This is a genomic window from Salibacterium lacus (genome assembly GCF_042684865.1).
GTDB lineage: Bacteria > Bacillota > Bacilli > Bacillales > Marinococcaceae > Salibacterium > Salibacterium lacus.
On the sequence record NZ_JBHUML010000002.1, the window covers coordinates 1,461,610 to 1,482,797 of the forward strand.

Below are 21,188 nucleotides of genomic sequence, written 5' to 3' on the forward strand. Positions count from 1 at the left end.
GGACTATATCCTCCTTACGCTGCGCTTGCTTTATTCAAGACAACGAGAGAATTCTTGTCCACTACCTTTCCATCTACGAGCATAACGGCCTTGGTCACTTGGTCGTCTGTCTCATTATCCTCATACCGTTTCACACCCATGCGGTAATTGGTGTTTACGATGTAGTCGGTGTAGTTGAAAAGGAAAGCAAAAGACGTTCCATCCGCGGCTGCGTCAAAGCTGTCAAGGTAGTTGCAGAGAACCACTTGACGTCCCAGCAGTGTACGCTCTGGTGTGCCATTGATGCCATAGTTTACGCGCGCAATCGGCTGGCCGTTGCTATCGGTCATGCCAACGAAATTCATGAAGGTCTTTTTCGTCATGGTCCACACCGCACCGGATTCATATTCAAGCGGCAGTGCAGCTTCCGCATCGACAAGCGCTTGATAATTTACTTCAGATGCGTCAATCGCCTGACCCGTTGCCGGTGTCTCTGAAAGGATACCTGTCGGCTTCCCTGCACCATCACCGCTGATGATCGCCTGCTCCAACGCTTTTGTCATAGCCTCCACAACGTTTTGAACAAACGTCGATTCAAACGCCGACAGTGCCATAGTGTCCACTTCAAGGGACATAGCGACAGCGCACCGAAGCTTGTGATAAGCAAACGTAATATTTCCAGTTGTTTTCTTCTGTTTGTCGCTTCCAGATCCTTCAGCCACCCAGGTAGCAACCGGCTTCACGCTCGATGTCGGGATAGTCAGACCACCGCGGTAAGCAGTGCGCGTCACCAATGGCAGAATCATTCCGCTGGCTTCTAGCTTCTCAACAATGCGATTCATCACTTTTTCCGGGATGACGGAACCAACATCTGTGGTGTAGGTGATCTCATCCGCTCGCAATTCAGCGGGGATTTCCTCCCCGCGTACAACGTGATTCATGAATGCCTTCCGGTACTCGATAGAATCAGTTCCCGTTTCGCGGTTCTCTTGTCTCGGCTGCCCATTGAACGTTTCGACAGAACGTGTCTGAGCATTACCTTCTTCGATTTCTTTCGTCTCATCAATCAAACGTTGACGCGTTTGCAGATCCTCCAATTCCTCGTTCAGTTCGCGGACCTCTTTCTCCAGTTCCTTCAGATCTGCGTCTTGGCTTCGTTTTTCATCCTTCAGAATTTCATTGATTTCTGCTTTACGCTGCAAAATTTCATTGATTCGATCCATGTGAATCACTCCTATACATTATTTAAAATATAAATTTTTGAACGACGTTCTTCGTGTTCTTCCTTTATCGGATCGTAGCCGCGCGCACTCACTTCGCTATCCGGGTAAGCCGGGAACGCTACAGCTGACACTTCCATCAGTTTTGCTTTAGTGACTGTCCTCAGAGGCATATCATCGTCCGGCTCTTCCAGATCATGACTTACCATCTGAAAACCAAAACTGACGCCATCCACATCACCCCTTTCGATGGATGTGTAAGTGTCTTTTCCAAGCGTCGTGTTCGGGAGATCCAATTCAAAACGCAACCCTGTGCTGTCTTCCATTAGCCGCAGCGTGTTGTTTTTGGTCCTTCCCAGCACCTGTGAGACATCGTGCGACCATAAAAAACGCTGATCGTCTTTTTGCAACGAATCAGCGAATGCCCCTTTTTGAAACTGTTCACGAAACTTCCGGAAAAACCCAAGGACGTGGGATTTCTTTTCCCATTTGACGGCGTATCCCGACAATGTTTTATTCCCTTCGTCGTCCTCGCGGATTTCTATTTTTTCTGTCAGCATTTCCCGCGTTTCCGTTTTGTCCATTATCCTCACCTCCTTTTACTGGAGCGGTGTCGAGTCTTCTCACGGGTTCGTCGCCGCCTTCAATCGGCGCAAGGTTGAGTATTTTCCGCCATTCATTCGGCGTCATCGCCCCGCGATCGACCATCCTTTCCAAATCCAGTTTGGTCGTCATGGAAGCGTATTGTAGATTGATTGACTCAAACACAATGCGGTTCCCGTGTCCGCGCTCGCGCCTGCTGAAAATCTTTCGAGTGTACTCATTTGCTATCTGCATGGCCACGGGTTCGATGACGGATTCGTAATAGGAATTCCATTCATCCTCGGTATAGTCGCTTTGGACAATATGCTTATTCGTGTTGAAAAAATCATACATACGGTCCGTGATATTCTTCATCTGTTCTTCATTCGGCACGTATGTTTTTGGATCGACTTGTTGCGCGTCTGCCTTCGCGTCAACCGCAGCGGCGCCAATGGTAGAACTGTCCGAAGAAAGAAAGTCGTCCACAAAGCGTTTTGTCTCTTTTGTGATATCTTCCGGCCGCAAGGTTTGATTAAATTTAATGAGCCATCGAATCACATTAGAGTTTTTAATTGCTTTTTTCATACCCTGGTCAATGGTCGATACCACTTCCATGATAGGTAAAAGCGCGTCCTGGGGACTGTCTCCAAACAGATTGTGTTTGTTGAAATCCTGCCGTAAGTGGATGACGTCCGCATATGGAACGACCATTTTGCTGCCGTCTTCAAAATAAAAACGGAGAAACATGTCTCCGTTCGGTCCTTCCAGCATCTCAACTTCAATCGCCGGAATCGGATAAATTTGTTCAGGCAGCAGCGTTTCTTCGCTCCGTTTTATCAGGGCAAAAGCGTTGTTATTCAGCTCCAGCTGTATGGCCATTTTCTCTTGTAACATTTGGCCACTCATGAGCGGGTTCGGATCTTGCAGCAGCATTTTGATGTTCGGATCAGGACTGTCCACAAATCCGTTCTGATTGTCCCGGACATGCTTCCCGACCAACTTCCCTACCGCTCTTGCTTTTGGACGGACACAGGCTCTCACAATGTCGCTTTTATATACCGAGCCATTCCACGAATAAAAACCGTCACCCAAATCGTTAATCATCTTGTAATTGGTGACGGTTTGTGATGTGTTTGCTTTTTTACCAAACATCCAGCCTACTAAACTTGAATCTAGTAATCCTATATCAATCACCACCTTTCTAGTTAATGTAGACTGATCATCAAACTTCCACGATTCTTAAACTGGAACTGTTTCTATCACCTTTCAGAGTGTCATTACTATTGCCTTGCGTGTCACTTTTCATGAGTTTAAACGCTCTGGTTGAGGACGGTGTGATTAGCGCTGATAATATATTACCTGTGTTGTTTGCGTTGCCTGCATTAACTGCGTTTAAAGTGACTTGGGCGCCTCCTTCCGATGGCTCTTCTTCGGTATCAGCATAAACCAGCTTTACCATCGTCCAATTGTCCCCGAAGTACATATGGAATTGCGCTGTAATAGAGTAAGTCTTACCCTGTTCCAACGTAAATTCACCGGTTGATTCATCATAATCAATGTCGCCAGAAGTTTTGCTGTTGAAGACTAGCGTTTCGCCGTTAGGTAAACTTTGGTTGCTCCCTGTCCTACGTGCGTAAAGCGTCTGCTTCTTCGGCACAAATTCAACGCCATTTATAAATAAACTTCCATTCTCCACAGTAATCTGATCGAGGGAGGGCTTGTTCGTATGTTCGTGACGTTGAGATGCAGCTTCATCAATATCCGTCGGGCTGCTGGATGGGCCGTCTTGAATATCCGACCATTTTTGAAAATCGAATAGTAAACGGCCGTTCGTTTCGTCTACCTTAACGATTTTTCCGTCTGCGTTTTCGTAGGTGGTGGGCGTATCTTGCATCTCCAAAAAGTTTGAAACATACTCAAATCTTCCAACATAGCGCCACATTCCTAAAGCGCCAGAATAAATATACATGGTTCGGTTGCCATCATGTGTTTCGTCTGCTAAAACAATAGCAACGGCACCATCTGTCATGGTAGTAGCTCCGTCTAAGTCAGCTTTCGTCTCAAACTCACTATAAAAGTGCATGCCCTGTGCTGCAGATTCTAAGTCATTTTTCAGTTGGTTAATCTGCGATTGGATGTTCGTTTCCGTTCCTGTCAGAGCATCGTTGATTTCCACAATGCCGATGGTCAAACCTTGTACATCCTTCACCACTACCACGTTATTTTCAGTAGCAAGTGTGCTCCCATCGATTTTATTTTCCAAATAACCTGGAGACGAATCACCACTGTTGTTCTTCACCTGGTACGGATTTAATGCCGAAAATTCGTCATCCACTTGCTGTTTTGTGTAATACAGCTCATCGTGGTTATGGTTCGTAGGGTTGTATGAAGATGGCTTATTTTGTACATCAGCCCAGTCAACCGAATCGACAGTTCCACCACCGCCCACATTTTGCAAGAGTTGAGTAAAGCTATAAACGTTACCATCTTCGCCGACAACCTCGTCACCTTGGGCGGCAAATTTATTAATATTCACCGGTGCTTTATCCAATGGCGTTCCACCACCTAAAATGTCTACGATGTTTTGGGTCGTTCCATCGCTTTGCTTTACCCTTCCACTGCGCGGGCTTTGCGTCATGCTTACCACCCCCTATATTAAGTTCACATAGTCTTGGTTCTTATTCTGGAACACGACATAGGCATTCAGCATAGCTGCCGTACCGTCGATGCGCCGACGTTGCTGCTTCCCTTTCGACGGCTGGATGTTGTCGTTTTTATCCACTTCCACGGATGTGTTAGACAAGCACCATTTTGTGACCTGATTGTTTCCGTAGTTGATACGTTTGCTTTCCAGGTCAGCACCCATGGACTTCATCGGGCCAGACAACGACTTCTTCCCCTGGATAACCGGTATCATGCTGTCTCTCCCAAAATGGTTCTGCATATCCTCAACAAAGTACGTGGCGGACCAGCTGTCATAGCCGATCCACGGCATGAATATATCGTATTCATCCTGCATTTGCGCGAACCAATCGACTACAAACTTATAGTGGACTTTGTTCCCTGGCGTCGTTTGTAACAATCCTTGTTCTTTCCAAACGTCGTAAGGGACTTTGTCTTCGTGCACTCGTTTTTCCAGTAAATCTTCCGGCAGCCAGTACATGTGTTTGAAATAGATTGTTTCATCACCCGGCACCTGAAACAAAACACAAGCAGACGTTAAATCCGTTGTACTGGAAAGGTCGGCTCCGCCTATACCATACCGTGGTTGCAACTCCGCAATATCAAAGGCTTGAGGATTGTCTAGCTGTTCAAACGTAAGCCACGCTTCGCTTGTGGTTGAACGTATATTAAAATCCTTTGTCAGCAAGTTCGTTACCAACAAAGGATTCGCTCGCGCCTTATTAACCTTTCGTTCAAGTTCTTCGGCGTTTTTTATGGTTCCAAGACCCGGATTTGCCTTTTCCCATTTATCCGGATCCGTCCATTCTTCCCTTTTGTCCAATTCATAGATGATCGGCAGCACATGTTCATCTTTGTACCCGTTCGGATCGTCGTAGCCGTTGATGATTTGTTCAGCCTCATCGTATTTCAGATCAAAGATTCCTTCCCGGACGGTTCCGGCTGTTGTCGTGATGATAGACAGAGGTTGTTCTCTCGCCGTCATCCCGTCGACGATGACATCATACAGGTTTTCATCTTCGATGGCATGCAATTCATCAATCAAAGAGCAGTGTACGTTGAGGCCGTCCAACGTGTTTGCGTCGCTGGAGAGTGGTCTGTAGGATCCGTCGTTGAAGTCCGTCATTAATTCAGAGACCAACGAACGGACGCGCTTACGTAATGCCGGTGATTTTTTGACCATCCGTTTTGATTCCAACCATACAATTTTCGATTGATCTTTTTTGGTCGCTGCCGATACCACCTCCGGACCAGGCTCTCCGTCGGCCATAAGCATATATAAAGCTATTGCCGATCCCCAAGCTGACTTTCCGTTTTTACGAGCAACTATCAAAATAAATTCTTTGTATTTTCGAGTGCCTTCAGTCTTATGGACAAAGCCGAAAAGGGCAGCAGTCATAGCCTTTTGCCACGACTCCAGCTTAAAGGGTTTACCGCCTTGCTTTCCTTTCGAATGTTTACAGAATCGCTCAACAAACGCTATCGCGTGATTTGCTTTATCTTCGTCGTATTCATATTCGGATGTATCGTCGTCTAAATCAGCAACTAACTTTTTATAGACGCGTTTAACCTTATTGCTTACAACCACTGCGCCCGATTCAATCTTCTCCCAGTATTCCAATATGGGATTCATTTCGCATTCACGAACGATTCAAAACCGTCATCCTCCGGCTTAGGTTTATCTTTCGGAAGCAAGTTGAAGAGCTCTTTATTAACCGTTGTGTACCGCTGGATCATCGTATTATACGTTTTAGCGGCCGGACTTTCCCGCATAATGGTGTATTCGCCTTGTGACATCTCATCAACCGCTCCATTTTCGGTAATGTCCTTTTTCAACTCTTCAAGTGTTACTCGCATAAAGGCTGATTCCTGCATAAGACCTTCAGCAGCAGCCAATCGTTTTTTATCTAAATCAAAATTTTTAAAAGTCCGCTTAAGTCGATTGAATTCTTTTTTTATTGCTTTTTCTCTAAGTTCCTGCTTGGAAAGTTGTTCATTTCCAGCCACTAAAATCACCACCTTTTGGGGGAGGGGGTCATGTAAAAATGACCTGTGTATTACAGAAAAGTCCCCCCATCGGTACCCACGGCCCTAGCTGTCGAAATCGGAAAGGGGGGAGTCGGCTTTCACTAAGTTACCCTCTTCATCGAACATCACATCTCTTCTTGTCAATTCTTTCTCTCCGTGGTGCTCTTGGTTATGGCAGATCTGGCAAAGTAATTCCAGGTTCTCAAAACTCAACGTCACATCCGGATCGTTGATGTTCTCCGGCGTGATGTATTCGATGTGATGCACAATATCACCTGGACGGCCGCATCGTTCGCAAAGACCATGTTGCTGCACAAAATAAGCCTGACGACAATGCCGCCAGGCTGCTGATTTATAGAACTTTTTAGCGTAGGGTTTCATTTATGATTCTTATTTATTATGAAAATTTTCCGGCCTATCCGTTTAACTTTTACATGATTTCGATTATGAATTTTATCCCCACTCACCTTCGATATGATAATTTTGCCGTCACTATCTTTATAAAAATTAAATCCCGTTAGTGTAAATAGAACATTTAAATATAGGGCATTGCCGTTAACATAGAAAACCCCTATCACCCCAAATAGCATGATGTTGATCAATATTGAATTGGGATTATTAGATTCTAATGTGATTAAGGGGACAACATAGGTGATAAAGTAAGTTAATATGTCCATGTTTACATTATCTATACTTTTAAAATCTTCTTCCCAGGTTAACTCACAAAAGAAAAAATATAAGAAAGTGGCTATAGATATAGTCACCAAGGCAATTAATATCAAGTACGTTGTAAGATTTGCGGACAAATTATCAGCAAAGCTCAATTTAAAGTCATAAAACTTCACGACAAGAATCAAATATAACGGCATGAAAGAAGAAATGAATAGTAAGAGTCTGAACGTTTTTGTGAACATTGATTTCTTACCTTTCTATAGGTCTAGTTGTAATCATCTCTTCCTTTTCTATCAGCTAATATAGTCCTATAATAGGCGTCCTTCATTAGCATTGTTATGTCTTTTAACTGGTCTTTATCTTCATAAACTATTTGATTTAAATCATCATTAAACTCGATATTTAAATCAAATAAATCAACAACTTCCGGAGCATTATCAAAGTATTCATGGAACAATTCAATTATTCGTGAATTTTGTTGGATCTTAGTCAATCTTCTAATGATACTGCCGGATTGCAAACAATCATCATAAAACTGATCAAAATTGGAAATTCTTCTTCCGTCTCGCACTTCTTCTAGTACGTATTGTGCAAATCTTGTAAATTGAGCTTGGAGATTAAAAATCCTTTCGGCCATATAGTGCGAAAAGAATGCAATTTCATTTTCAAATGCGATTGCATCTATGTCTCCGTCAAATGGTATGAGAGCTGAATCATCAATCACATCAAATGTGTCATTAACCCTTTTCATCCAAAAACCATTTCTGATTTTCCTGAGTTTGTGATGCTTTTTGAAGAAATAAACATATTCAGGATCTTCATATTCATCATTAATCCTTAATCTTATTGCAATAAAACTTATATTTTCGGGGTCTAATTGACTCTGTTGATAGGTGTTGAATAAATTAACTACTTCTTCAAAGTTACCCACATAATCATAACTACAAACTGAATACTCATCCCTCAAGTGACCACTAGGGTTGAACTGCACTTGATTGAGTTGATCATTACTAATGAAAGCCTCTACTCGACGTTTCAATAAATCTACTACCTCTTGTTGCACTCTTAAAGAGATATCAGGGCGGTTAGCCTCGTATCTGTTTCGATCTTTCTTAACTAACAAAATTGATAATCTTCCCTCAGGGTTCTGATACTGTCTTAGATATTCTTGAATTCTACTTAATTCCACATTATCACTCCTCCCGCCTCCCATTTTCGACAGGAGGTTCCATTTTCCTGCTACTTTTTACATCTTTTTTCTAGAAATTTTAAAGCATCCGTCCGAGGATGCTTTACTTTCAATAACTAACATTAAAATCGTTTAAATACCCGCATTTTGAACAGTACACCAACACCTTTGAGGGCCATTTATAACCGTCTTGTTCGAAAGTATCCACAGCTTCTTTAACACCTATCATATTACTTGGTTTTGACTCCCATTCAAGTCCCCTCTTTTTATGCTGAGGCACATGATAGAACCAATGAATAGTATGTGTGCAGTCTTCGCATGTGTCTTTTCTAGTAACATTCATATTTCCACCTCCTTGTTTCTCATTTCGACAAAAGGAAAGGAATTCCTTTTTTTCTGTCGAATTTCTTAGGTAGAAAGGAGGTGAAATTTATGGGTGATAATTACTACACTGTGAAATACGGTGACAAATGGGCTTCAAGACGAGAAGGTGCTTCAAAGGTGTCAAAAATCTTTGATACTCAAAAAGAAGCCATGGCTTATTCTAAAAAACAGGCAGATAAAAATCAGTCTGAACACAGAATTCAAGATAAAAACGGTAATTTCCGAGCTGCGGATTCCTATGGTAACGACCCTTATCCCCCTAAAGGGTAATAATTAAGGCTGCCAATTCGGCAGCCCTCTTCATAAAAACCACCGCGAAATTTTCGCGATGGCTTATTGATAAAATTCTATACTATTACTATAAAGCCGAAATTCAACAGAAAACAGTCACTCTACTGGGTGTTAATAAAGTGAAAGTTTTAATTCATCCGCGAATTTCAGCATTCGCTTCATCTCCGCGTGCTTTTTGTAAATGTAACTTTCGCTGTAGTGGAGGTGTGCAGCGATGGATTCCAAGGTCATGCCGTCCACGTATTTAAGCCGCAGTATCTTATGATCCAACCCCTTAAAAGTATCCACAAGACGCAGCAGTTTATCCCGCTGCTCTTTCTTATGGGCGATTTCCTCCTTATGGGCTTCAATCCGTTCTTCCAAATTGGAGGCAATGGAATCACGATGCAGCTTCACGTTCACCAGATCCCCTTCGACCCAACGCTTTAGTTCTGTTTCACAACGCTCCAGCTTATACTCTTGATAGTCTATGTCATTCTGCAACGTCTGGTAATCTAGCAGCCAATCGTACATCATGCTCACCCCAACTGGAAGAAGATAAGGCCCGGAGTAAACCGGACCTCGGTTTTATCATATCGGCAGATCGTCTTCACTTTCCTCTTTGGTTGTATCTTGGCTCACGTCTGCGGTGCCATCCAGATTCACGGTGTATTCCATGCTTTCATGATCATCTGCTGGTTCGTCGCCCTCTTCGCCGCTGTCACCTTCGTTGAAGTCTTCCAGGCTCATCTGCGACGGTTCAATCGTCATCATGATATACTGGCCTGCAAACTCATAAAGACTGAGTGCCTTATTCTCACTGTCACCTTTCAGCGTGAAGTCCAGAACCGTTTTCTTATTGTCCTTGTTGATTTTGGCGAATTCTGCAGTGATCGGACCAATTTCAGAGCCTTGCAGTTCAAAGTTCACAATCTCACCGGCCATTTCGTACAACTCCAAAGACACATTCTCTCCATCGCTCTTATCCTCGAATTTCAGAACCTCTTTCTTATCGTCCTTCTGCTGCTTTTTGAATAGTACATTCAGTTCTATTTTACTCATGTTATTTCACCTTCTTCTTAGATTTTGATGGATTCAACACCGTCTCAATCACTTCACGCTGCGCCTTGGTGTGTGTAAATGCGTCCCGGTTTCGGTAGTGTATGGCTCTTGCAATCTGTGCCAGTACATATGCGTCCCGAACGTTGTCGCTGGAATGTTCAAAGCCAAACTGTTTGAAGATATGGACTGCCAGCTCGTCCTTTTTGGTGTTGCCTTTTCCGCTCGCAAACTTCTTCAGGGATCCGGGAGATGCTTCAAGGTACTTCATTTTCCGACGGAACAGCGCCATTCTTAATCCCCAGCCGATACCACCGAGCATAATGCCCTGTTGCGTATTAAATCCGAACCCTTCCACACATATCAAATCTGTTAGGTCTGTGTGGCTTATAACTTCGTCAATGAGTGTTACCATTCGACGAGGGTCTTTGTCACCTGTTCCCGTCAATTCTTTCGCCCTGATGGTATGCCCGTTTGTATCCAGCGCTACGAACCCTGTCTTGGTACTTGGATCAATACCAACAAACCTCATGACTGCTGCTCCTGGTATGCTTCATGTAGCAACAGGGCAAGCTGAGACGCGTGTTTTTTGGCTTGGTTTGGTCCGGCTGTGATGGTTTCCATTTTCAAAGGTTCAGCGTACTCTGCGGCCGCTTGTTGAGCGTCCTGAAACTCACGTAACACTTGCTTTGTTTCCTGGTAGTGGCTTTCCCACTGCTCTGCTAGTTTTCGCCAATGATCTCGGTTACCCTGCGCCAATTCACATTCATATTTGGCCTGTTCGTACTTGTCTTTCCACTGTTCTTCGAGACATGGTGCGACTGGTTCAAGCGCATTGTTCTGCAGTTCTGCTTCCGCCTCGCCGTACTTCCACTGCCAATCATCGCGCTGCGCCTTTACCTTCTTCAGTTCCTCATGGACTTCATCTAGCATCACCTTGTTGGACTTGGCAACAAATTTCTCTTTCAGCTGCTCCGGATCACTTTCATCACTCTCTGTCCACTCTCTTTTCCTAGCGTACAGCGTGGCAGTAGTGATGCCGTATTCTTCAGCTATTTGTTTATTGGTTTTGTTGGCAGCGCGCTCTTTGTCGTACAGTTCCTTGTCCAGTTTCGGTTTTTCTTTGTTTTCAGGCACAGGCTCCGCCTCCTTCTTTTCTTTCTTTGGTGCAGGCTTAGGTGTTTCTATCAGGCCGTGACCAACCTTCCAGTCGTACAGTTCGTCCTCGCTCATCCCGGCTGCTTTGGCTATCTGCTCATCCGTGAACCCCTGACTGATCGCATCCGAGTATTCCGATATTTTCATAGAATCGCCTCCTATGCTTCCTCAATATCTTCAAACCACTCTATAAACTTATCCGGGTTAACATTGAGCAGCAGTTTTCTGACCTCGTGTTCGTCCAGGACATGCCAATCCGGAGGATCGCTCACATAGAAGGTGTCCACAACTTCAAACCATATGCCATTTTTTGTTCGATACAGCACACCATCCGTCCAGCGCCAGTGAACACAATGTATTTCCCTGACAACGCGTTCTCTCGAGAAACCAGTTATCTTTTCAGCTTTTTTTGTGTCGAATAACTTTCCGTCGATGACTTTTTTCATGCTCAATCACCCTTTCTAAATCGCATAATCCGTCCCATCAGCTGCAGTCATCGCAAGTCTGGGGATATCCTGGTGCTTCCGTCATCTCGTCATCATCTACAATGCCGCCGCAGCATTCACAAAGCGTTCCATCCATCATCATGTCAGCCATATCACCCATTGGTTTCATCTCCTTCTTCTTGGATCTCAATCAGATATTCCGTATGCGTGATTTCGTGCAGCACTACCGTGTCAAAGCCTTCTTTATGGCAGATCGCCTTCATTTTTTGCTTAAACTGCCGTCTTAGGTCAGCGTCGTTGATATCGAAATACGCCGGTAAAGACACTCCCCGTGTAGAAGGTGCGTGTTCGCCCCACTCTGCGACTTCCTCGGATTTCTGCAATTCAGCTTTATACGTTTTGGTCTTAGCAATGTCGCCGTGTTCTGTCAGATTCATTGATTTACCTCCTAATCGTTCAACCAATCGGTCATATCTTCTTCCTCGTCCGGATCCGGTCCATCTGCCGGAATCAACCCCTGTTCCTGGTAGATCTCTTTCAAATCCGGATCCCTTTCGGCAAAGTAATGGTTCAGGTATTCGTCTACTTTGGAAGATACATAGTCATATTTCTTCATGAGCTTTTCTTTCGATTGTTCATCCAGGAGTGGATGCTCCAGCTGCTGCGCCTTCTCTTTCATCCACTCGAGGGAATTCTGATACTGTTCCGTGGTCAGCACATCGTCCATCGTTTAAGCACCCCACATTTCCTCAAAACGCTGGAACCAGCCTTTGAATTGCAGTCGGAAGTCATTGATTCCTATGTCACGGCCTTTCGCAATGAACTGCTGCACGACTCTGCCCGGTGAATCATCTTCATCTTCCTCGTCATACCAGAGGAATTCGACCACGTCCGCGTCCTGCTCAATGCTCCCCGATTCTTTCAGGTGAGACAGTTGCGGCTTTTTGTGATTCTCGCTTTCCCTGGTCATCTGAGAAAGCATCATGAAGCAGCACTGCATGTCTCTGGCGATGCTTTTCGCGGCTGATGTGACGTTCCCAATCGCTTGATTCCGGGTTTCCTGCTTCTTTTGCGGTATGTTCATGATCTGCAGGTAATCCACGGCAATCATGGCAATCTTGCCGTATTTCCGTTTGAAGCTGCGCGCTGTCGCTCGGATTTCATCAATGCCTACGCCGGAAGAATCCTGGATGAATATCGGCAGGCTCTCGATATTGGCATACGCTTTTTCAACCTTGGCCATCTCGTCCTGAGACAGCTCTTTGTTTTTGATGCGGTTATAATTGACCTTCGATATGGCCGCAATCATGCGGTCTTTTATTTGGTTTTCGTCCATTTCCTGTGAGTACAAGAGCACTACGCCGGCGTCCTGACCGGCCACGTTGTAAACACGCTGCAGCAGCTTGGCTGTTTTCCCTACAGACGGCCTGCCGGCACTGATAAACAGCCAGCCTCTCCACAGTCCGTGCGCCCAGGTGTCGAATTGCGAAAAACCGGTTGGCATGAATTCGTTCTTGGTCCGCAGGTGTTGGAAGTAAAGGTCTTTCGATTCACTGAAGCTCCGCATTTTGCCGGTGTCGTTCGGTCTGATGTCTGCAATCCGTTCTTCCACGGCGGCGAAGTAATCATCATCGCTGTCGTAATCGTCGTCGCTCATCTTCTGGATATCATGAGCTGCTTCAATACCGCGCCTCCGGATAGCTTTGGACCGGACAATTTCGGCATAGTGCTCAACGCTGGCAGCTGTTGGTGTCGCATTGGCCAAGTCTGTGAGATAGCTGACACCGCCCATGTCATCGAAACGTCCAAACTTCACGTATTCCTGGCTTATGGTTAGGATGTCGACCGGTTTGTCCTGGGAAGACAGGTACTTCATCACCTCAAAGATTTTCCGGTTCTGCACCGTGGCGAAGTCACGGGATTCCAGAAAAACAATGTCGTCCAGCACGTCCGGTTCCAGGAGAACAGCACCAATCACCCACTGTTCCGCATTTACATCTTGATGATTAACCGGTCCAGTTGTTGTAAGCGTCCCAGCTGAACTCATCCGGATCACCTCCTGCCTGCATCCATTTCTGTATGGCTATTTCTTTGTCGCGGGGATCCGCTGGTCTTTTCTTAGGCGGTGGCTGTTGATTTTGATTGACGTATTTCTCAAAGTTCTGTTGACGAAAGAGGGTTGAGGGTCTGAGATACTCAAACATCTTTGAGTCCTGCAGCCAGTCCGAGCACTTGATGTCTATGACATGAATAAAGTCTGCCTGGGATCTCCCTTCATTCCATCTGGCACGGATCAATTTCTTATTCGCTTCACTTTTAGCGCTGAATTTCTTACCGGTTTTCGCATTGAGGTGGTTAATAATTTCAGCAAAAGGAACGCTCTCTTTATTCTTGGTTCTTCTTGGTTCTTCTTGTTTGTGGTTATCGCTTGGTTGATGCTTGGTTTCTTCTTGGTTATCAGCCTGGTTATCTTTATCATTACGTTCTTGATAAAAGTCGTAATTATGCACTTTCAGCTTGGTGTAATGCTTGGTTGATTCGATGGTTAAAAAATTGAGTTTTTCCAATTTCCTTAATGTGGTTCTTACTTTTTGCTCGGTCACTTCTTTATCAGTAGCAAACCATTCATTGGCGATTTTATTCCTGGAAATGACCGTCTCCCCTCGGTGTACTTCCACTTCAACGTCCTTATATTTGTCGTACCATATGCTTTTTTCATAGTTAGCGTCCAGAAGGATGTAAATGGCAATTAGTTTCTGGACGAGTGTAAGGCGCGAAAAAGTGTCACTCTCCATGATCTGTCTATGAAGTTTTATCCACCCTTCCGGTTTATTTGACATTTACCTCACCCTCATTTCACCACCTCCAACTCAAACTCTCTTCCTGGGTGGTAGCCTTTCTTTTTCAATTCTTGCTCGACTGCCATTTTGGCCAGTGCCGGCAGGTTGTTACTGCTGCTCAGGTGCGTCAGGTATATCTGCTCTCCCCTGCCTTGTATTAACTTGTCCAAAACGTCCGCAGTCTGCTCGTTGCTCAGGTGGCCGATGTGTGATGCGATCCGTACCTGAACGCTCAATGGATAGCTGGAATGTGTCAGCATGTCCACATCATGATTGGCTTCGATTATATAAATATCAGAGTCGCTCATCGCTTCCAGCATGGCTTCTGATACAACGCCTGTATCCAGACAGATTGATAGTTTTTCGGTAGACGTTTGAATGACATAGCCTTTCGGATTAAAAGCATCGTGGCTGACATTGAAGGAGATAACCTCAACCCATTCGTCATAGCCCTCGTAGTCATACAAGATACTGTTATCAATCGAATGCTGCAGTTCGTCATCTACGCCCTGGATCTCTTTCCATTCCTCTGCCGGCGCGTACACCGGAATGCCGTACTTATTGGCAAGCAGAAGCCCTTTAGTATGGTCTTTGTGGGCGTGCGTCACGAAAAATGCGTTAATTTGATCCGCCCGAATTCCGGCATCCAGGAGCTTCTTCTCTATCTTCGTTTTGGCCACGCCTGCATCTATTACAATCGTTGTGGCGCCAACCCGGACAGCAATGCAGTTGCCGTCCGAACCGCTTGCCAGAATGTCTATCTTCATAGCGACGCACCTTCATTGTCAGCTATCATCATGGCAAAGTTGGCGATGTTGGCGCAGCGGATGGTGATTTCATGCCTGTCTACATCATCTTTAGCCAACTCGTATTTCAGAACCTCGGCGTTCCGTTCCATCTCTCGCTGCAGGAATTCGTGGTGCTCCTTTCTCCAGTTGCCTTTATGCTCGTTGACCTGCAGCTGTGCTTCCATGTTGTGAGCCATGTCTCTGATAGACTTCCTCGGAAATGACGCTGGTTCAGTTTGGTGTACAAAATTCCCAATGCAGGGCCCTAATTCGTACACCAGCACACAATCTCTATCGGCCCCAAATCGCAAAGCTATATAAGAATCTTGGGTGTTTCGCAATGTGTCGAGAGTAGGGTCTACGCTAAATGCCTGTGCAGCGTGCTCCATGAAATCAAGATGCTCTGTGGTGATCTGTGCCGTCATCATCTATTCCTCCTTACTCCAGTTCGTCTTTTTGGGCTTCCAGCTGTGCGTCCAGCACCTTAATAAGTCCGGTCATTTCTCCAATAGTCGGATCCTGCTTGTTCTTGAATTCAATGCTGTGTTCATCGAAAAAAGCAGTGCGTTGCTCTTTATTGGTGTAGCCAAGCTGCTTAAACTTTTGGCCGATCTGTTTCTGCAGTGTCTCTTTATCGGGTCCTTGCTGTTCTGCTTCTTCCTGGTCCGGTCCTTCAATCTGCACTTCAGCAGCAGGATCCGGATCGTTCGGCGTAATATCTTTGCGCTCTGGTTTGTATTCCGGAACACTATCTGTACCGCCTGTGATCGTCTCGTCATCAAACTCAAGACCGTACTGCCGTTTCAGCGCACGCTGCTGCACGTGCTTCCCGAACATGTCAGAAGTCCATTTGTTCCAGTTGTCTTTGTTCTGACCGGTGAACATATGGGATATTTCATCAATATCCATGATGACGGTGACAGGGTGATGTCCCTCACGGCGCGCTATCGAGTAAGCGCCGATGATTTTCCCTCGAGGGAACCCGATGTCATGCTGGACAACTTCCATGTCGCCGGTCTCTTTGTTCTTCTCGACCTTAAATTCATCATTTTCGTGTACCATCTGCGTGTCCGGCGGCTGGAACCCTTCTTTTTCGCGTGCTTTGGACAGGAACGCTTCTGCAGCAAACTGAATCCTTGCGGTGTTGCCATACTTGATGAAGAAGATTTCATTTTTGAATGGATCCAGCCCGTAAGAAGCTGCCTTATGAGCGAAAAGCATGAATTCCTGATCGTTTGCGTCTTTGGCGATAGAGTTCCGGATTACTTCCAGTACCTCCGGCTTAAATGCCTCGTTGATTTCCGGTGTCATGGACTGTGTTGCGATTTGATTGTTAGCCATGTGTAAACCTCCTATTTTCTAATTTAATGCAGTCGCTTTCTCGTACTTTGAACACTTCTGTTTCATCAATACCGCAGGTTATAACCCTAAGCACTTTTTCTATTTCTCCATGAAGCACTTCGTCACTACTTGTTTTAATCGGGGCATCCCTCCAACAGTTGGATTCCAGAGAGCCTATAACTTTGTGAATAAAATACTCGTTTGGAACGCCATAACGGAGCATTTCAATTTCTACATAGTCGCCAAAGTCGATGTCGTTGGTTCGGCCCCATCCTGTAAATTCACTCATCTGCAGTCACCTCCAGTTCTTCGCCAGTCACAACCCGGCTGGTTACCAGCTGCCCGTTCGGTTCTTTGAACCGGCTGATGGATTCGGCATTATCCACGAATACCGGAGCGACAATTTCAGCCTGATCGCTCAATACTTCGCGCAGTTCCAGACCAGCTCTGATCTTTTCAGAGAGTGAAAGTTCGCGGTATGGCTTTTCATTCAATTCAATCTCGAAGGTCGGCTTCAAGTCGCCGTTTTTCTGTTCTTCAAACAGCCGGACGCCAAGCGTTTCAAACAGATCCTGTACCTTCTGAACCTGCAGGTCAGCTTCTGCTGCATAAAAGGCTTTGACAGCGTCCAGGATAAAGATAGATTCATTGAGGTTGTCGCGGGTTTCATTCTCTTTTTCCGCCGCTTCTGCCACCTGCTCCTGCAACTGGTTGTATTCATCGATTTTGTCCACCTGAGCCTGAGCCGTATCGATTTTTGCCTGATATTCCCGGACTTGCTCAAGCTGTTCATTAATATCCACATATTCGAGCTGCTCCAACTCTTCTTCCAGTTCTTTTCTCTTCTGAACAACCTGCTCATATTCACTTTTGAACTGGTCAACGCGCTTTTGTTTTTCTTCTTCCGCCGCCTGTAGGGATTCATCTTGGAGTGGCTGCTTGCAAACGCGGCAGGTTTCTTCAATCTCTTCGCCTTTCAACTCCTGGAACTTCTCTTTCATCCGGTCTCTCTCTTCAAGCAGTCGGTTGATTTGAATCTTAAGAGTGTTCACCCTTTCATTGTCTTTGGCGGCAGATTCCATTGTTTTTTCGACTTCTTTCTTTTGGGCGGCATGTGCCTTAATCCCATCTTCAAATCCTTCTTTTGTGAGAGAGGGCGCTTCTCTCTGCTCCAGCTGTTCTTTCAGCGTCTGCGCCCGACTCTGCGCGGCGATGTGTTCTTTCTCCAGCTTGGCCTTTTGGTCTTTATGGATTTTCTGCAAGTCCTCGAGGGAATGCTTTTTGACCAGGGCGGCCAGTTTCTCTGACTGCAGTTCCGGCAGCTCTTTCATAACTTCTTTGTTTGCCGGCGCCGTCACAAACTGCAGCACCATCGCGCGCTGTTTTTCCCAATGAAGGCTGAAAAAGTAGGACGGATTGAAAAGGCTCAAGAACAATTCTTTACCGCCTAGGCTGTCCACAATGTCATTAAATTCGCCGGCTTTGGACGGCACGTCATTGATGTGGTAGCTGGCCTTTCCTTTCTTAAGACTGCGCCCCAATTTCACCTGTTTGTCGTCGATGGAAAGCAGCAGTGTGACCGCCGTTTCCTCTGCATCATAGGTGATTGGTGTTGGGTCGAGCTTGCGTCCGAGCACGTCAGTGCCGTATACTGTCCACATAAGGGCGTCCAGAATACTGGACTTACCCTCTGCGTTGTCACCGGTGACCTCTGTTACCTCGCCAAAGTTAACGGAGAGGTCCTGGTGACTTTTAAAGTTTTTCAGGGTTGCTTCCTGGAATCTGATTTGCACGTTTTATCCTCCTCTTTGTGATCAATTTGCTCCGCGTCACGCCGTTTCTTGTACTGCTCCACTTCATCCAATGGCATCACCCCTTTCAAGCGCCCGCTGTTTCATGGCCACAAAAGCCGCAAAGCTCATGTACATGTAATACGGATTGCCAGCAGGCGTTTCAGCGTTCTGGAATTCAATCGCCCAGGCCTCCAGCAGTTCATCAGAAAGTGTCATCTTTCACCCTCCCCTCTGTTCATATAGCGGTACGAGATCTATTTCGTAATCTTTAACCGTCACATCGTGAGGCACCGTTCCACCGTCTTCGTCTAATAGAAATACGTTTAGGACTTTCATTCTGGGGTCAGCATTAACATCCGATATGGCTCTCAAAGCAGACAGCTTGTTTTCTTTGAGGAAAAATTCTGTCGCAAAGAACCCCACTCCCTTAGTAGGCGTCACTCTTTTTTCTGACGTAACAATGACAAAACTCGTAGCCCTCAACTCACTCACCGCCCTTCTGAATCGCCCGGATAGCCCGTTCTAAGATTTCATTTTCTTCATGGTCGCCATTGACGGTCATGCTTTCCAAATCCTCAACCAGCTGCTTCTTGTCTTCGTCTGTTTCGTAAGCTCGCATAACCAACTGGTTATCATCGTCCATAAACATCTCCAATGGCTGCCCAGAGTCCCAACCTTGTTCACGCCTAACTTCTTTCGGAATGACCACTCTGCCTAGTTCATCAATCTTTCTCACGATTCCGATTGCCTTCATTTCTAACAACTCCTTTAGTTTAAATATTGAGCATGACTCCATCTGGAATATCCACTAATAGTAGTAATTCAGATGCTTATACATCTCATAGAGCCCCTTCTTCCTTAAGTCCCACACTTTACTTTGGAGCGTCTTTTCTGTCCGTTCCAAAGCGAGTGCCATGGTCTGACGGTGATCGGACTCCCAAAAGGTGCAAAGGTATTCGAGTTCCTCTACTTCAAAAGGTTGCCCGTGCCTACTGTGGAAGTCAGGGTGATACATCATGCGACCGTAACTATCGTACTCAACAGGTTGTGTCACTGCTGCAGATGCCATCAGTACCACGTCCCTGCTTTTGTGTATTTGAACAGTTCGCCGTTTCGGAATCGCACTTCGATGACCTGTTCCTGCTGATTGAGCTTCACTTCTTTGATTTGGCCACGGGTGTATTTTTCTTTTTCGCTGGAACCCATCGCACCCATGTGTTTAGCGTGTGTTTCGTTGAGTACCTTGCGAGCGTGTTCGCCTAGTGCATGATAGCCCTTCATATCAAGAGCCTCCTTCCAGCTTCTCTAATTCAGCACATATATCGTGCTGACATTCCACATCGTCTGTCATGCTTGCCATGAGCGAGAAGTTCGGGAGCAATGCTTTTCGCCACTGGCAATGAAGCAGAAACTGTTTACTCTCCTGCAACTCTTGTGCTTCTACGGTGGAGAGCTCCCGGATGGCTGATGTGGCTAGCAGCTCTTTCACTCGGGTAATGACTACGTTCATTTTGTCACCCCTTCCCACGGATCCACCAAAGCAAGAACTCTTTTGTCTCTTTCGCCGGGAAGTACCATTTCTGGCCGACCTTATATTTTGGAAAGTTCGGATGGTAAAAGAACTGATCTTGTATCGTGTTCCAACTCATGCAGGTTTGTCGTTTTAATTCTTTTGCATCCCAATAAGCCGTTTCTGCTTCGAGTTCTTTCATGCGTTCATTCAACTTCTGCAGGTATAGTTCTTTGGCTTCTGCTTCATCAATCTGAACTTGAATCATCTTCTTGACCTCCTTCAAGCTGGTTGACCTGGTTGACTATCCGATTCTCTTACGTCATCCGGTAAATTCCGAAAAAACTCGGATTCAATGCCGAAAAAAATATTGTCCACTGGCACTTTGTAAATATCTTCGATCTTAATGAAAAAGGATCGAGGGACATCGCTTGAGTCTTTTTCATATCTCGAAAGCGTGTCTTTGTTAATACCGAACCGTCCTGCTGCTTCTATCAAAGTCAGACCCGCTCTCACTCTTGCTGATCTTAAAGTTATTTCTACGCTCACGGAATGCCTCCTTTCCTTTCGGCTTGGTTATACATTATCCGATATTTCTCGGAATGTCAATTAAAAATTCCGGGTTAAATCGAATTTTTACACTAAAGTGTGGAGAAATTCGGAATTTTTATTGCATTTCCGTATTTTTTCGGATATTATATATGTAACATACTTAATCGCGAAAGGAAGCGAACCGAAATGTTTGATCGTGACTTAGAGCTAAAAAAAGAAATAGCATCCAACATTAGAAGATTGCTTAAAGAAAATGGGTGGACACAATTAAAACTTAGCGAGCAGACAGGCATATCTAAAAGTACACTGTCTGATTACATTAACTTCAGAACTCTTATCAACCCAGGAAACGTGGAAAGATTGTCTACAGCTTTCGATGTTAAAAAATCAGAGATTGATCCAAGCTTTAAAGGTCGTGATTCAGAAGATGGTTCTGATAGGGGTGACTTTGTTAAAGAAGACGATCGAAGTTATGGACTTAACGCCAAAGACGAACGGGATATCCAGAAGGAGTTGGAGAGGATGATAAACGATCTGGATGATCCAGGAGCCTACGCTGCGTTCGACGGACAGTCTATAGAAGACATGGGCGAAGAAGATAAAGAATTATTAAAAGATTCTCTAGAGCATTCATTACGCATTGCTAAGCGCGCTGCTAAGCAGAAATTCACCCCTAATAAGTACAAGTAATCTGG

Annotated in this window: 33 protein-coding genes; 2 read left to right on the forward strand and 31 right to left on the reverse strand. The window is 45.3% G+C overall.

Translation table 11 applies throughout. The features are described 5' to 3' along the window. Positions 1-14 precede the first annotated feature (14 nt). The 9 genes from ACFSUB_RS08280 to ACFSUB_RS08320 all read right to left on the reverse strand — a co-directional run bounded on the left by ACFSUB_RS08280 (position 15) and on the right by ACFSUB_RS08320 (position 8,695). Positions 15-1,202 carry a phage major capsid protein gene (locus ACFSUB_RS08280; protein WP_380712705.1) on the reverse strand — a complete coding sequence of 396 codons (1,188 nt, stop codon included), beginning with the start codon at positions 1,200-1,202 and terminating at the stop codon, positions 15-17. An 11-nt stretch (positions 1,203-1,213) separates the two neighbouring features. Continuing rightward, positions 1,214-1,783 carry an HK97 family phage prohead protease gene (locus ACFSUB_RS08285; protein ID WP_380712706.1) on the reverse strand — a complete coding sequence of 190 codons (570 nt, stop codon included), beginning with the start codon at positions 1,781-1,783 and terminating at the stop codon, positions 1,214-1,216. Further along, complete coding sequence (locus ACFSUB_RS08290; protein ID WP_380713219.1) at positions 1,713-2,966, reverse strand: phage portal protein; 1,254 nt, start codon at positions 2,964-2,966, stop codon at positions 1,713-1,715. The genes ACFSUB_RS08285 and ACFSUB_RS08290 overlap by 71 nt, the downstream gene beginning before the upstream one ends. Before the next feature lie 37 nt (positions 2,967-3,003). Beyond that, on the reverse strand, positions 3,004-4,419 hold the full coding sequence (locus ACFSUB_RS08295; protein WP_380712707.1) for a hypothetical protein: 1,416 nt from the start codon (positions 4,417-4,419) through the stop codon (positions 3,004-3,006). Positions 4,420-4,431: 12 nt separating this feature from the next. Beyond that, positions 4,432-6,096, reverse strand: a complete 1,665-nt coding sequence (locus tag ACFSUB_RS08300) for a terminase large subunit (protein WP_380712708.1) — start codon at positions 6,094-6,096, stop codon at positions 4,432-4,434. Next, positions 6,093-6,470 carry a hypothetical protein gene (locus tag ACFSUB_RS08305; RefSeq protein ID WP_380712709.1) on the reverse strand — a complete coding sequence of 126 codons (378 nt, stop codon included), beginning with the start codon at positions 6,468-6,470 and terminating at the stop codon, positions 6,093-6,095. The genes ACFSUB_RS08300 and ACFSUB_RS08305 overlap by 4 nt, the downstream gene beginning before the upstream one ends. 84 nt (positions 6,471-6,554) lie before the next feature. Continuing rightward, a complete protein-coding gene (locus ACFSUB_RS08310; RefSeq protein WP_380712710.1) occupies positions 6,555-6,872 on the reverse strand; it encodes an HNH endonuclease in 318 nt (105 codons plus the stop codon). A gap of 556 nt (positions 6,873-7,428) precedes the next feature. After that, positions 7,429-8,352: a Kiwa anti-phage protein KwaB-like domain-containing protein gene (locus ACFSUB_RS08315; protein WP_380712712.1), complete on the reverse strand. Its 924-nt coding sequence runs from the start codon at positions 8,350-8,352 to the stop codon at positions 7,429-7,431. A gap of 109 nt (positions 8,353-8,461) precedes the next feature. Beyond that, positions 8,462-8,695, reverse strand: a complete 234-nt coding sequence (locus ACFSUB_RS08320; RefSeq protein ID WP_380712713.1) for a hypothetical protein — start codon at positions 8,693-8,695, stop codon at positions 8,462-8,464. 89 nt (positions 8,696-8,784) lie between these two features. Here ACFSUB_RS08320 and ACFSUB_RS08325 point away from each other — a divergent pair, with 89 nt between their 5' ends. Next, positions 8,785-9,006, forward strand: a complete 222-nt coding sequence (locus ACFSUB_RS08325; protein WP_380712714.1) for a DUF2188 domain-containing protein — start codon at positions 8,785-8,787, stop codon at positions 9,004-9,006. Positions 9,007-9,138: 132 nt separating this feature from the next. On the opposite strand, the gene ACFSUB_RS08330 is transcribed toward ACFSUB_RS08325, so the two are convergent. From ACFSUB_RS08330 to ACFSUB_RS08435, 22 genes are all read right to left on the reverse strand, one after another. Further along, positions 9,139-9,540, reverse strand: coding sequence for a DUF1492 domain-containing protein (locus ACFSUB_RS08330; RefSeq protein ID WP_380713220.1), 402 nt, complete (start codon positions 9,538-9,540; stop codon positions 9,139-9,141). A gap of 57 nt (positions 9,541-9,597) precedes the next feature. Next, complete coding sequence (locus tag ACFSUB_RS08335) at positions 9,598-10,068, reverse strand: hypothetical protein (protein ID WP_380712715.1); 471 nt, start codon at positions 10,066-10,068, stop codon at positions 9,598-9,600. Between the two features lies 1 nt (position 10,069). After that, a complete protein-coding gene (locus ACFSUB_RS08340; RefSeq protein WP_380712716.1) occupies positions 10,070-10,597 on the reverse strand; it encodes a hypothetical protein in 528 nt (175 codons plus the stop codon). Further along, positions 10,594-11,370, reverse strand: coding sequence for a hypothetical protein (locus ACFSUB_RS08345; protein ID WP_380712717.1), 777 nt, complete (start codon positions 11,368-11,370; stop codon positions 10,594-10,596). Before ACFSUB_RS08345 ends, ACFSUB_RS08340 begins: the two co-directional genes overlap by 4 nt. A gap of 11 nt (positions 11,371-11,381) precedes the next feature. Further along, the gene (locus tag ACFSUB_RS08350) at positions 11,382-11,669 is read right to left on the reverse strand and encodes a hypothetical protein (RefSeq protein ID WP_380712718.1); all 288 of its coding nucleotides are present in this window, start codon (positions 11,667-11,669) and stop codon (positions 11,382-11,384) included. Positions 11,670-11,706: 37 nt separating this feature from the next. Next, complete coding sequence (locus tag ACFSUB_RS08355) at positions 11,707-11,829, reverse strand: hypothetical protein (protein ID WP_380712719.1); 123 nt, start codon at positions 11,827-11,829, stop codon at positions 11,707-11,709. After that, the gene (locus ACFSUB_RS08360; RefSeq protein WP_380712720.1) at positions 11,822-12,106 is read right to left on the reverse strand and encodes a hypothetical protein; all 285 of its coding nucleotides are present in this window, start codon (positions 12,104-12,106) and stop codon (positions 11,822-11,824) included. The genes ACFSUB_RS08355 and ACFSUB_RS08360 overlap by 8 nt, the downstream gene beginning before the upstream one ends. An 11-nt stretch (positions 12,107-12,117) precedes the next feature. After that, positions 12,118-12,396 (reverse strand): hypothetical protein, encoded by a 279-nt coding sequence (locus tag ACFSUB_RS08365; RefSeq protein ID WP_380712721.1) that lies wholly within the window; start codon positions 12,394-12,396, stop codon positions 12,118-12,120. 3 nt (positions 12,397-12,399) lie between these two features. Continuing rightward, positions 12,400-13,716: a replicative DNA helicase gene (locus ACFSUB_RS08370; RefSeq protein WP_380712722.1), complete on the reverse strand. Its 1,317-nt coding sequence runs from the start codon at positions 13,714-13,716 to the stop codon at positions 12,400-12,402. Then, positions 13,676-14,509 (reverse strand): conserved phage C-terminal domain-containing protein, encoded by an 834-nt coding sequence (locus tag ACFSUB_RS08375; protein WP_380712723.1) that lies wholly within the window; start codon positions 14,507-14,509, stop codon positions 13,676-13,678. The genes ACFSUB_RS08370 and ACFSUB_RS08375 overlap by 41 nt, the downstream gene beginning before the upstream one ends. Before the next feature lie 11 nt (positions 14,510-14,520). After that, entirely contained in the window at positions 14,521-15,276 is a 756-nt protein-coding gene (locus tag ACFSUB_RS08380; protein ID WP_380712724.1) for an MBL fold metallo-hydrolase, read from the reverse strand. Then, positions 15,273-15,494 (reverse strand): hypothetical protein, encoded by a 222-nt coding sequence (locus ACFSUB_RS08385; RefSeq protein WP_380712725.1) that lies wholly within the window; start codon positions 15,492-15,494, stop codon positions 15,273-15,275. The genes ACFSUB_RS08380 and ACFSUB_RS08385 overlap by 4 nt, the downstream gene beginning before the upstream one ends. 241 nt (positions 15,495-15,735) lie before the next feature. Beyond that, a complete protein-coding gene (locus ACFSUB_RS08390) occupies positions 15,736-16,638 on the reverse strand; it encodes a RecT family recombinase (RefSeq protein WP_380712726.1) in 903 nt (300 codons plus the stop codon). Beyond that, complete coding sequence (locus ACFSUB_RS08395; protein ID WP_125556565.1) at positions 16,631-16,927, reverse strand: hypothetical protein; 297 nt, start codon at positions 16,925-16,927, stop codon at positions 16,631-16,633. The genes ACFSUB_RS08390 and ACFSUB_RS08395 overlap by 8 nt, the downstream gene beginning before the upstream one ends. Then, on the reverse strand, positions 16,920-18,431 hold the full coding sequence (locus ACFSUB_RS08400; protein WP_380712727.1) for an AAA family ATPase: 1,512 nt from the start codon (positions 18,429-18,431) through the stop codon (positions 16,920-16,922). Before ACFSUB_RS08400 ends, ACFSUB_RS08395 begins: the two co-directional genes overlap by 8 nt. Positions 18,432-18,494: 63 nt before the next feature. Then, positions 18,495-18,647: a hypothetical protein gene (locus ACFSUB_RS08405; RefSeq protein WP_380712728.1), complete on the reverse strand. Its 153-nt coding sequence runs from the start codon at positions 18,645-18,647 to the stop codon at positions 18,495-18,497. A gap of 3 nt (positions 18,648-18,650) precedes the next feature. Continuing rightward, positions 18,651-18,923, reverse strand: a complete 273-nt coding sequence (locus tag ACFSUB_RS08410; RefSeq protein ID WP_380712729.1) for a hypothetical protein — start codon at positions 18,921-18,923, stop codon at positions 18,651-18,653. Continuing rightward, a complete protein-coding gene (locus ACFSUB_RS08415; protein ID WP_380712730.1) occupies positions 18,916-19,185 on the reverse strand; it encodes an AbrB/MazE/SpoVT family DNA-binding domain-containing protein in 270 nt (89 codons plus the stop codon). Before ACFSUB_RS08415 ends, ACFSUB_RS08410 begins: the two co-directional genes overlap by 8 nt. 314 nt (positions 19,186-19,499) lie before the next feature. Next, a complete protein-coding gene (locus ACFSUB_RS08420) occupies positions 19,500-19,712 on the reverse strand; it encodes a hypothetical protein (protein ID WP_380712731.1) in 213 nt (70 codons plus the stop codon). Between the two features lies 1 nt (position 19,713). Beyond that, a complete protein-coding gene (locus ACFSUB_RS08425; RefSeq protein WP_380712732.1) occupies positions 19,714-19,941 on the reverse strand; it encodes a DUF7667 family protein in 228 nt (75 codons plus the stop codon). A 4-nt stretch (positions 19,942-19,945) separates the two neighbouring features. Further along, positions 19,946-20,209, reverse strand: coding sequence for a group-specific protein (locus ACFSUB_RS08430; protein ID WP_380712733.1), 264 nt, complete (start codon positions 20,207-20,209; stop codon positions 19,946-19,948). A 14-nt stretch (positions 20,210-20,223) separates the two neighbouring features. Next, on the reverse strand, positions 20,224-20,490 hold the full coding sequence (locus ACFSUB_RS08435) for a helix-turn-helix domain-containing protein (RefSeq protein WP_380712734.1): 267 nt from the start codon (positions 20,488-20,490) through the stop codon (positions 20,224-20,226). Between the two features lie 189 nt (positions 20,491-20,679). On the opposite strand from ACFSUB_RS08435, the gene ACFSUB_RS08440 reads away from it, so the two are divergent. Continuing rightward, the gene (locus ACFSUB_RS08440) at positions 20,680-21,183 is read left to right on the forward strand and encodes a helix-turn-helix domain-containing protein (protein ID WP_380712735.1); all 504 of its coding nucleotides are present in this window, start codon (positions 20,680-20,682) and stop codon (positions 21,181-21,183) included. Positions 21,184-21,188 lie beyond the last annotated feature (5 nt).